This is a genomic window from Actinomyces sp. oral taxon 849 str. F0330 (assembly GCF_000239715.1).
GTDB lineage: Bacteria > Actinomycetota > Actinomycetes > Actinomycetales > Actinomycetaceae > Actinomyces > Actinomyces johnsonii.
On record NZ_JH470355.1, the window covers coordinates 145,092 to 155,354 of the forward strand.

Below are 10,263 nucleotides of genomic sequence, written 5' to 3' on the forward strand. Positions count from 1 at the left end.
CCACCCACAGCAGTTCCACCCTCGTGCAGGTTCCAGCACGAGTCGACGTCGGGGCACCGGTCAGATGATCGGTGCCCCGACGTCGGTCATTGGGTTCAGGACATGAGCCCAGCAGACGCGGGGCTCAGTGCCGCTCGTGAACGACGACGCCGGAGACGTCGGCGTCCTCCAGGCGCACCACATGCGAGCCGGAGATCAGCCGGTGCCCCAACCAGATGGCCCCGAAGACCGGCAGACCGATGTAGGAGGAGAGCACTTCCAGCAGTTGGCCCTTGAAGATGGCCTCGTAGTTCTGGCCCAGAATTACCAGGGCGCACAGGCTGAAGGCCAGCACCGGTCCCAGGGGGAACCAGGGCGCCCGGTAGGGCAGGTCGGCCGGGTCGTTGCCCTGAAGCACGTAGGCGCGCCGGAAGCGGAAGTGGCACACGGCGATCCCCAGCCACACGATGAACCCGCACAGGGCCGAGACGTTGAGCAGCCACGTGTAGGCGGTGTCCTGGCCCACTACGGCGGTGAGGAAACCGGCCGCGCCCACCAGCGCCGTCGCCCCCAGGGCCCGCACCGGAACCCCGTGACGGTTGACGTAGGCGAACCAGGCGGGGGCCTGCCCCTGGAGCGCCATCGAGTGCAGCATGCGGGTTGAGGCGTACAGACCCGAGTTTCCGGCGCTGAGCACCGCGGTGAGGATGACGGCGTTCATCAGGGCCGCTGCGATCCCGATGCCCGCCCGCTCGAAGACCAGGGTGAAGGGCGAGTAGGAGATGTCGGAGGTGTCCGAGCGCAGGAGGTTGGGGTCGGTGTAGGGAACCAGGAAGCCGATGACCGCGATCGCCCCGATGTAGAAGATCATGATCCGCCAGAACACCGTGTGGATCGCCTTGGGAACGTCGCGGCGCGGGTTGCGGGCCTCGCCGGCCGCCACCCCCACCAGCTCAGTGCCCTGGAAGGAGAACCCGGCCACCATGAACACCGACACGATCGCCAACATCCCGCCGTGGAAGGGCGCGTCCCCGGTAGTCCAGTTGCCGAAGCCCGCGGGCCTGCCGCCGATGATGCCGGCGATCATCGCCACGCCCGCGATCAGGAAGACGATGACCGTGACCACCTTGATGGCCGACAGCCAGAACTCCCCCTCTCCGAAGGCGCGGGCGGACAGGGCGTTGAGCGTCGTCAGGAGGGCTAGGAACAGCGCCGCCCAGATCCACGGGGGAACCCCCGGCAGCCAGTAGGCCATGACGATCCCGGCTGCCACCAGCTCGGCCGCCACGGTGATCGCCCAGTTGAACCAGTAGTTCCAGCCCATGGCGAAGCCGAAGGAGGGACTGACGAATCGGGTGGCGTAGGTCTGGAAGGAGCCGGCCACCGGCATGTGCGCCGTCATCTCCCCCAGGGACTGCATGAGCAGGAGCACCATGAGGCCGATCGCCGCGTAGGCCACCAGGGCGCCGCCCGGCCCGGCCGTGGAGACCGTGGCGCCCGAGGCCACGAACAGGCCCGTACCGATGGCGCCGCCAATGGCGATCATCTGCATGTGCCGGTTGGTCAGGCTGCGCTGCAGTCCGCTGCCCTGCTCCAGGGCCTCATTGGAGACCTGGCCGGAGGCTCCGGCGATCAGTGCGCTGGCGGCGTCACCAGCGGTATCGGCGGGGCAGGCGCCGTCGGACCCGTCGGACTGGCGCCCCGGTCCGGCCGGAGGGCGAGCGCCGGCGGCCGACTCGTCATGCTCGTCGTGGGAGTGTGTCACGTAACCGAGGGTAATCGCACAGCGCGCAATCCGGCGTTCACGTCGGACTCGTCCCGCACGCCCCGGGGTGTGCCGGCGGTCTCACAGCCTCCGCCATCCTCCAGCATCCCGGAAAGGGTGCGGAACCGCCGACCTCAGCAGGTGTGACCGGCGGCGGGCTCGCGGCGCTTGTGGTCGGCCGTGGCGCCCTGGGCGGCCATGAGGTCGGCACGCAGGTTCTTGGGCAGGGAGAAGGAGATCTTCTCCGTGGTGGTGCGCACCTCCTCGACATCGTCGAAGCCGAACTCGGCCAGGCGCTCGATCACCTCGCGCACGAGGATCTCCGGCACCGAGGCACCCGAGGTCAGGCCGATCGTCTCGACGCCGTCGAGCCAGGCCGGGTCGATCTCGCTGGCGAAGTCCACCCTGTGGGAGGCACCGGCCCCGGCTTCCAGGGCCACCTCCTTGAGGCGCACCGAGTTCGAGGAGTTGCCCGAGCCGACCACGATCATGAGGTCGACCTGCGGGGCGATCTGCTTGACCGCGCCCTGCCGGTTCTGGGTGGCGTAGCAGATGTCCTCGCCGGGCGGGTCGATCATCTCCGGGAAGCGCTCGCGCAGCAGGCGCACCGTCTCCAGGGTCTCGTCCACGCTCAGGGTGGTCTGGCTGATCCACACGACCTTGGAGGGGTCGCGCACCTCGACCCGGTCCACCTCGTGGGGGCCGTTGACGACCTGGATGTGCTCGGGAGCCTCGCCCTGGGTGCCCTCGACCTCCTCGTGGCCGGTGTGGCCCACGAGGATGATGTCGTAGTCCTTGGCCGCGAAGCGCACCGCCTGCTTGTGCACCTTGGTCACCAGCGGGCAGGTCGCGTCGATCGTGGCCAGTCGGCGCTCGGCGGCCTCGGCGTGGACGGCCGGGGAGACGCCGTGGGCGGAGAAGACGACGCGGGCGCCCACCGGCACCTCGTCGGTCTCGGAGACGAAGATGGCGCCGCGCTTCGAGAGGGCGTCCACGACGAACTTGTTGTGGACGATCTCCTTGCGCACGTAGATCGGCGCCCCGTAATGGGCCAGGGCCTGCTCGACGGCGTCGACGGCGCGGTCCACGCCGGCACAGTAGCCGCGCGGGGCGGCCATGAGGATCCGCTTGCCGCCCTTCGATGAGGGCGCGGCGGCGTCGTTGTGCTCACTGGCGAGCTCGATGGTCGTCACGGAAACCACTGTGCCACAGTGGGACCCAGGTCCCCAGTGGCGGACGTGGCACAGTGGTGCATGTGACAGGCCAGAGCCCCGCCCAGCCCAGCCCGCAGCCCTTGCCCACCGGCGGCCCGGCCCCCGGCTCCGTCGTGGACGGGAGTCCCCGGGAGCCGGCGCCGCGCGCGAACCTCACCACCGCGGAGAACCCGTGGCCGCTGCGGCTGCTGTCGTCCAAGATCGACCAGTACGTCGCCCGCATGAGCCAGGTGTGGGTGGAGGGCCAGATCATCCAGCTCAACCGCCGGCCCGGCGCGGGCATGGCCTTCCTCACCCTGCGGGACACCGATGCCGACGTCTCCATGTCGGTGGCGATCTACTCGCGCGTCCTGGACACCGTCCTGGCCCGCACGGGCGCCGAGCTGAGCGAGGGCGCCCGCGTCGTCATCCGAGCCAAGCCCACTTTCTGGACCAAGCGGGGCTCCCTGCAGCTGCAGGCCGATGACATCCGGCCAGTCGGCGTCGGCGATCTGCTGGCCCGTATCGAGCAGTTGCGCCGTATCCTGGCCGCCGAGGGCCTGTTCGACGCCGAGCGCAAGCGGCCCCTGCCCTTCCTGCCGCGCAAGGTGGGGCTCGTGTGCGGACGCCAGGCCAAGGCCAAGGACGACGTCCTGGTCAATGCCCGCCTGCGATGGCCCGGCCTGCCCTTCGAGGTGCGGGAGGTCGCCGTCCAGGGGATGCGCGCCGTCGGCGAGGTCAGCCGGGCGATCCAGGAGCTGGACGCCGATGCGCAGATCGACGTCATCGTCGTGGCCCGCGGGGGCGGTGCTGTTGAGGACCTGCTGCCCTTCTCCGACGAGGGGCTCGTGCGCGCCGCGGCCGCCTGCCGCACGCCGCTGGTCTCCGCGATCGGCCACGAGACCGACTGCCCCCTGCTGGATCTGGTGGCCGACTACCGGGCCTCCACCCCTACCGACGCGGCCCGTCGGATCGTCCCCGACCTCGCCCAGGAGACAGTGGGCCTGGACTCGGCCCGCGAGCGCCTGCGCACGGTACTCGCCTCGCGCCTGGACGCCGAGCAGGCGGCCCTGGACCAGCTGCGGGCCCGGCCGGTGATGGCCGACCCCACCTCGATCGTGCGCGACCGGGTCCTCGAGCTGGGCCAGGCCCGCGACCGGATGCGCCGGGCCGTTGGCCACCGCCTGTCACTGGCGGCCGCCGACCTGCGCGCCGATCACGCCCGCCTGACCGCCCTGTCGCCGCAGGGGGTCCTGGACCGCGGGTACACGATCCTGCGCTCCCCCGGCGGGAAGATCATCACCAGCGCGGAGGATGTCAAGAAGGGCGACCTCATCGAGGGCGTGCTGGCCCAGGGGCGGCTTGTGGCCCAAGTCGTCGGTGCCACCAGGCCGCGTCCGGCCAACATCGACTGAATAGCGACTGAGCACCGGGCGGGCGCCGCTCCGCCACCAACCGCGGCCCGGGGAGGTCAGGCGGCCGCACCCGACGGCAACCTCGCGGACGCGCCTGGCGGCTCGCGGACGGCACCTTGAGGGGCAGTCGTCGAGGCCTACGGTGCGTCCACGTGCTTCAGGCGACCGGTCACCCCGAGGACGACGACGGCGACGGGGATCGCTGCCACCGCGAAGACGATCGATGCCCCAGCCACCGCCCGATGGAATCCGGTCAGGAAGTCGCCTGAGGCGATCAGGCTGCCAAGGACGGCCACACCGACGACGCTTCCGGTCTGCCGGGCCGCGTTGATGACGCTGCCGGCGACTCCGGTGTAGCCCACCGGCGCGGAGGCGACGGCGGCCGAGGTCGCGGCCGGCATGGTCAGTGCCGTGCCGAAACCACCCAGGAAGGTCAGGGCCGCCACCAGCGGGTACGGCGTCGAGGCCGTGGCAAGAGCAAGCCCCGCGAATCCGGCGGCACCGGTGAGCAGGCCCGTCAGCATCGTGGGGAACGCCCCGATCCTGGCGGTCATCCTGCCTCCCAGCGGGGAGGCGATGACGGCACTGCACGCCTGCGGCGCCAGTGCCAGACCGGCGAGCCAGGGTGAATAGCCCAGGTAGCGCTGGAGGAACAGGGCCAGGACGAAGAGCTGGCCGAAAAAGCCGGTGTTAAGCGCGAACCCGACCGCAGCGGCCACTGCGAAACGCGGTCGGGAGAACACCACTGTCGGCAGCATCGGTCGGCTCGCGATGCGTTCAACCACGATGAAGGCCACCAATAGGATCAGGCCGGCAAGGGTCGAGAGAACCGCGACCAGACTCCATCCGTGCTCACCTGCAGCGATGATCCCGTAGGTGGCTGCTGCGAGCCCGATGACGGAGAGGATCTGTCCGGACAGGTCGCCTCCACGTCGTCGCGGCGACCGTGCCACCGGCTCGGGCAGGCAGCGGGCGGTGAGCCACATGCCGACCGCAACGAGGGGCAGGTTCACCCAGAACACGAACCGCCAGCCGGTCCAGGTCACGAGCAGTCCCCCGGCCACCGGGCCGACGGCCGCAGCGACTCCGCCGGCCCCTCCCCACAGGCCGATGGCTCGGGCCCGGTCGGCGGGGCGATCATGGATGAGGGAGAGCATTGCCAGGGAGGCAGGGACGATCGCGGCGGCGCCGACACCCTGAAGTGCACGGAAGGCGATGAGTGCTCCGCCGGCAGGAGCCAGGGCGCAGGCCGTCGAGAGCAGGCCGAAGACCACCAGACCGAGCAGGTGGACGCTCCTCGTGCCCATCCGGTCGCAAGCCGCCCCTGCCGACAGCTGCAGGGCGGCGAAGGTGAGGGCGTAGGCGTCGACGACCCACTGCAGGGAGGCGACCGGGGCGCCCAGGTCCGCGCCGATCCGGGCCAGCGCCACGTTGACGACCGTTGTGTCGAGCATGACGACGAAGAACCCGAGCAGCGCCGCGATGAGGGCGCCGCGCCGCCGGTATCCGCTCATAAGTGGTCTCCTTGTCCCTCTGGGTCCCCTCTGGCCCCTGTCTGCCGGCTGATGCCGGCCACCGGCAGGCTAGAGCCGCAATCGTTCGGCGCGAACCGAACCGGGGCGGGCGCATACTGGCCGCATGTCACGGCTTCCTGACCGTCTCTTCCCCGAGGCGGTTCCCGACGTCGCCGGCACCGCTGCGGCGCTGGCCGACCCGTCGCGGGCCGCCATGTGCGCGGCGCTCATGGACGGCCGCGCCTGGACGGTGGGCGAGCTCGGCTCGTACGCCGGGATCGCGCGGTCGACGACCAGCGAGCATGTCGACGTACTGGCAGCAAGCGACCTCGTCACGAGGGTCCGCCAGGGGCGGCATTGCTACGTCACGCTCTCAGGGCCTGGGGCGGCTCGGGTCATCGAGGCCCTGGGGGTGATGTCAGCATCGGTACTGCCCACGGCGCACAGCCTCAACGCGTGGACCGCCAACAAGCGGCTGCTGGCAGCCCGTACCTGCTACCGCCATTTGGCGGGGCGGCTCGGCGTGAGTCTGGCCGAGCACCTCCAGGAGCGCGGCCACCTGGATTCCTCCTGGCGGCTGACCGATTCCGGAGGGGACCTCCTGGCTACCTGGGGGCTGGAGAAGCCGCTTCGTTCCCACGGAGAGGCGTGCATGGACTCCACTGAGCGAAGGTTCCACCTCGGCGGACCGCTGGGGACCGCACTGACGCAAGCGCTGTTCGATCGCGCCTGGATCGCACGCATCGGGCGGAGCCGGGCCGTCAAGGTCACGAAGGCCGGCCGCGAAGCACTGGCGCAGGCAGGTTTGGAGGGAATGCTGACACACCTCGATGAGACGACTTCCAACGGCGCAACGGGGTAGAAGTGGGGGCTGACGCATCGGTGCTCTTCAACCGGAACCAGCAGGAGTCAGGAGAGACTCAGGTCAAGATTTTGTCCATATGGGACGACTTTGGAGCCTCAACAACCAGTCGACACCGCACCAAAACGCTCTGGCCAGCACAGGTGCAAATGCTGCTGAGACGCAGCACCGTCAAAGTCGTCCCTTTTGGACACTTTTACGCCGAGGGCACCCCTCAGACCGTCCAGCCCGCTCTGCTTGTAGCCCGGCCCGTGCGAGAATCGGGGCGTGAGCTCCGAGATGAACCCCGGCACCTATTCCGACCGCCAGGACGGGTACTCGACCCAGAACAGCCCCTCCTCAGGGTCCTCGCCTTCGGCATTGTCCGCCTCCTCCGGTGACGGAACCGCTGGCGCCAACGAGGACGTCGCCTCGCTCAGCTACGAGCGGGCCCGCGAGGAGCTGGTGGCCGTCGTGCAGCGCCTCGAGGCGGGATCCGCCCCCCTGGAGGACTCCCTGGCACTGTGGGAGCGCGGTGAGGCCCTGGCCCAGCGCTGCCAGACCTGGCTCGATGAGGCCCGCGCCCGCCTAGCCGCGGTCGCTCAGGACGACTCCGAGGACTGACAGGGCATGCCCCGCCCCGGATCAGCCGCTCCAGGCCGCGCTCGTGCCCGCCTCCGCGACGAAGAGTTCGGGCCCCGGCAGGCTGCTGACGGAGCCACGGCATCGCACGATATCATCGACGCACACTCGCCCCGGATCAGCCGTCTTTGATCTCATTCGTGTCCAAATCTGCCACAAAGGGGCGCGAGAGCCCCACGCGCCAGAATGAGAACCGCGGAATTATGCGGCTTGTTCTCCGCTGCAAGTACTTCACCGCCGCCTTTGTGGCAGATTTGGACATCAATCGGACAAGACGCGCCCTCAGGGCGGCGCCGGATCGGTAGTCTGTGAGCATTCGCCTTCCGACCCCATTCGTCGACCAGGCCGCCGGCCAACCACGGGGAAGTTCGCGCTGCCGCGTCCCTACCCGTCCGGTCCACCGCCCCTGCCATCTCGCTCCGTCTCACTCAGCCCACAGCCACCGGACCCCGGTCCCGTACAAAGGAGTCACCCATGACCGCACCCGGCCGCCAAGGATCCGCCCTCGTCATCGGCGAGGCGCTGGTCGACGTCGTCATCCACCCCGGGCAGGAGCCCGTGGACATCCCCGGCGGCGCGCCCGCCAATGTCGCCCTGAGCCTGGCGCGCCTGGGCCGCGACGCCGAATTGCACTGCTGGATCGGTACCGATGAGCGCGGCAAAGCCGTGCGCGCCCACCTGGAGGCCTCCGGGGTCCGCCTAGCTCCGGGCGCCGACGGCGCCGAGCGCACCTCCACGGCGCAGGCCACTATCGGTGAGGACCGCGCCGCGACCTACCTCTTCGATCTGGACTGGAACCCGCCGCGCCCTGTCCTGGCCGATGGGGAGGCGCCGCTGCTGGTGCACACCGGTTCGATCGCCGCGATCCTCGCCCCCGGCGCGGCCACCGTGGAGCAGGTGCTGCGCGAGACCCGCGCCACCTCCACCATCGCCTACGACCCCAACGCCCGCCCCCAGCTCATGGGTGAGCCCGAGGACGCCCGCCAGATCGTTGAGCGCCTGGTGGGCCTGTCCGACCTGGTCAAGTGCTCGGATGAGGACATCGCCTGGCTCTACGGCAAGGACGCGGACCTAGAGACGGTGCTGCGCTCCTGGCTGGAGGCGGGCGCGGCCGTCGTGGTCGTCACGCGCGGAAAGGACGGGGCGCTGGCCCTGTCCGCCTCCGGGGTGCGCCTGGAGGTGCCCGCCGACCCGAGCGTCATCGTGGCAGACACGGTCGGCGCCGGGGACTCCTTCATGGGGGGCCTGGAGGACGCCCTGTGGAGCGAGGACCTCGTGGGCGCGGACCGGCGCGAGGCGCTGCGCGCCGTGGACGCCGAGACCCTGGAGCGGATCGTGCGCCATGCCGCGGCCATCGCCGACATCACGGTCTCCCGGGCGGGGGCCAACCCGCCCACCCGCGACGAGCTGGCCTGAGCCGGCGGTCCTGCTTGCCGCCGTGGTCATCTCAGGATCGCGGCGGCAAGCAGGACCACGGGCACGAATCCGGCGGTCGTCAGCAGGACCGCGTCGCGCGCCAGGTCCTTGGCCGCCCCGTAGCGCGAGGCGTACATGAAGACATTCTGGGCGGTGGGCAGGGCGGCGGTGACCACGGGCACGAGCAGCTGTGATCCGCCGAGTCCCGCAGCCAGCCCGAGGGCGACGGCAAGTGCTGGCATGACCGCCAGCTTCCAGGCCACGGCCGCCCACAGGCCGCCGCGCCGACTCACACCCCGTACAGGCTCGTCCGGTCCGCTGTTCCGCAGGGGCCGGGGCGCCCCGGCCAGGCTCATACCCAGTGCCAGCATCATGAGCGGCACCGCGACACGCCCGAGCATCTCCAGCCCCTGGGCCAGGTAGCCCCCGCACCACTGCTCCAGCCTCACCCCGCCCAGGTTCGCCGCGGTCCCGGCCACGACGCCCCACAGCAGCGGGTTGCGCAGCGGGACGGTCAGGGTCGCCAGGCGAGACGGGTTGCCGCGACGGGTGACGGCGTCGAGCACGGTGAAGGTGACGGGGGTCAGTACGAGGAGCTGGAGCAGGAGGATCGGAGCGATGGTGGCCGCATCCCCCAGGACGAGGACTGCCACCGGGATCCCCAGGTTCGCAGCGTTGACGTAACCGGAGGCGAGCGCGCCGATCGTGGCCTCGGCGATGGTGCGGTGCAGCGCGAGGCGGTGCAGGCACCAGGCGGAGATGATCGCCGCGAGCTCGGCGGCCACGGCCACGGCGGTGGCCCGGGAGAGAACCGCCGTCAGGTCGGCGCGGCTCAGGGTGGTCACGAGCAGCGCCGGGGTGGCGGCGAAGAAGCAGACGCGGGTGAGGACCCCGTCGGCGTCGGCCGGGACGGCCCGGGTGCGCGCCAGCAGCCAGCCGACGGCGATGACGGCGCCGAAGACGGCCAGTCCCGCCACGACGTCGGCCATCACCGTCCCCTTTCACCGGAAGTTTCGACGGCGATGATAGGACGCGGCACGACGAGTTCGTAGGGTAGACCGCGCATTCGTACCCTCTACCCCTCCAACAGGCGACATTAGGCACGAACGCATCAGGGCGACGACGGCGCCGGAGCCGGGGAATACGACCTCGTGCGGGCAGGCGTCAGCGCAGGATCGCGGCGGCCAGGGGGCGTCCGTTAGCCGACTGGCTCGAGGTCCACCCAGGTGCCGACGTGGTCGGAGATGATGAAGGACACGGTCCCCCAGTCCACGGCGCGCAGCAGCGGGCCTCCGGCTGCGGCGGAGTCCTCGGCACCCGCCGCGGCCACGGCCGCCTCGTCGGACAGCGGCAGGCCGTCGGGGCCGGTGGGCACATGTCGGTCAGGACATGATCGATACGCCGCTTGGGGCCGGCCGCCGGGAAGGTGAGGCCCTCCCCCAGGGCCCGTCCCAGCCCCAGGGCCGCGACCTGCTCGGCGCTGAGGTTGTAGTCGCCC

General features: G+C 70.7%; 9 protein-coding genes. 4 read left to right on the plus strand and 5 right to left on the minus strand.

Going from position 1 to position 10,263, the window contains the following annotated elements:
• Window positions 1-124 precede the first annotated feature (124 nt).
• Both HMPREF0975_RS10895 and HMPREF0975_RS10900 read right to left on the minus strand, forming a co-directional pair.
• On the minus strand, window positions 125-1,744 hold the full coding sequence (locus HMPREF0975_RS10895) for an amino acid permease (RefSeq protein ID WP_009234229.1): 1,620 nt from the start codon (window positions 1,742-1,744) through the stop codon (window positions 125-127).
• A gap of 134 nt (window positions 1,745-1,878) precedes the next feature.
• Window positions 1,879-2,946 (minus strand): 4-hydroxy-3-methylbut-2-enyl diphosphate reductase, encoded by a 1,068-nt coding sequence (locus HMPREF0975_RS10900; protein WP_083840783.1) that lies wholly within the window; start codon window positions 2,944-2,946, stop codon window positions 1,879-1,881.
• Between the two features lie 44 nt (window positions 2,947-2,990).
• Here HMPREF0975_RS10900 and xseA point away from each other — a divergent pair, with 44 nt between their 5' ends.
• On the plus strand, window positions 2,991-4,352 hold the full coding sequence (gene xseA / locus HMPREF0975_RS10905) for an exodeoxyribonuclease VII large subunit (RefSeq protein WP_009234231.1): 1,362 nt from the start codon (window positions 2,991-2,993) through the stop codon (window positions 4,350-4,352).
• Between the two features lie 137 nt (window positions 4,353-4,489).
• Here the strand turns inward: xseA and HMPREF0975_RS10910 are convergent, their stop codons facing one another.
• Window positions 4,490-5,866 (minus strand): MFS transporter, encoded by a 1,377-nt coding sequence (locus HMPREF0975_RS10910; RefSeq protein WP_009234232.1) that lies wholly within the window; start codon window positions 5,864-5,866, stop codon window positions 4,490-4,492.
• Between the two features lie 124 nt (window positions 5,867-5,990).
• On the opposite strand from HMPREF0975_RS10910, the gene HMPREF0975_RS10915 reads away from it, so the two are divergent.
• From HMPREF0975_RS10915 to HMPREF0975_RS10925, 3 genes are all read left to right on the plus strand, one after another.
• On the plus strand, window positions 5,991-6,728 hold the full coding sequence (locus tag HMPREF0975_RS10915) for an ArsR/SmtB family transcription factor (protein ID WP_009234233.1): 738 nt from the start codon (window positions 5,991-5,993) through the stop codon (window positions 6,726-6,728).
• Between the two features lie 267 nt (window positions 6,729-6,995).
• On the plus strand, window positions 6,996-7,331 hold the full coding sequence (locus tag HMPREF0975_RS10920; RefSeq protein WP_232212512.1) for an exodeoxyribonuclease VII small subunit: 336 nt from the start codon (window positions 6,996-6,998) through the stop codon (window positions 7,329-7,331).
• Window positions 7,332-7,823: 492 nt separating this feature from the next.
• Window positions 7,824-8,765 carry a carbohydrate kinase family protein gene (locus tag HMPREF0975_RS10925; protein ID WP_009234235.1) on the plus strand — a complete coding sequence of 314 codons (942 nt, stop codon included), beginning with the start codon at window positions 7,824-7,826 and terminating at the stop codon, window positions 8,763-8,765.
• A gap of 26 nt (window positions 8,766-8,791) precedes the next feature.
• On the opposite strand, the gene HMPREF0975_RS10930 is transcribed toward HMPREF0975_RS10925, so the two are convergent.
• Window positions 8,792-9,754, minus strand: a complete 963-nt coding sequence (locus HMPREF0975_RS10930) for an AEC family transporter (protein WP_009234236.1) — start codon at window positions 9,752-9,754, stop codon at window positions 8,792-8,794.
• Between the two features lie 209 nt (window positions 9,755-9,963).
• Window positions 9,964-10,140, minus strand: a complete 177-nt coding sequence (locus HMPREF0975_RS16785; RefSeq protein ID WP_009234237.1) for a hypothetical protein — start codon at window positions 10,138-10,140, stop codon at window positions 9,964-9,966.
• Window positions 10,141-10,263 lie beyond the last annotated feature (123 nt).

Excerpts from the sequence above, each read along its gene's own strand:
- HMPREF0975_RS10925 (WP_009234235.1), top strand. The coding sequence starts at position 7,824 with ATGACCGCACCCGGCCGCCAAGGATCCGCCCTCGTCATCGGCGAGGCG.
- HMPREF0975_RS10910 (WP_009234232.1), bottom strand. The coding sequence starts at position 5,866 with ATGAGCGGATACCGGCGGCGCGGCGCCCTCATCGCGGCGCTGCTCGGG.
- HMPREF0975_RS10915 (WP_009234233.1), top strand. The coding sequence starts at position 5,991 with ATGTCACGGCTTCCTGACCGTCTCTTCCCCGAGGCGGTTCCCGACGTC.
- HMPREF0975_RS10930 (WP_009234236.1), bottom strand. The coding sequence starts at position 9,754 with ATGGCCGACGTCGTGGCGGGACTGGCCGTCTTCGGCGCCGTCATCGCC.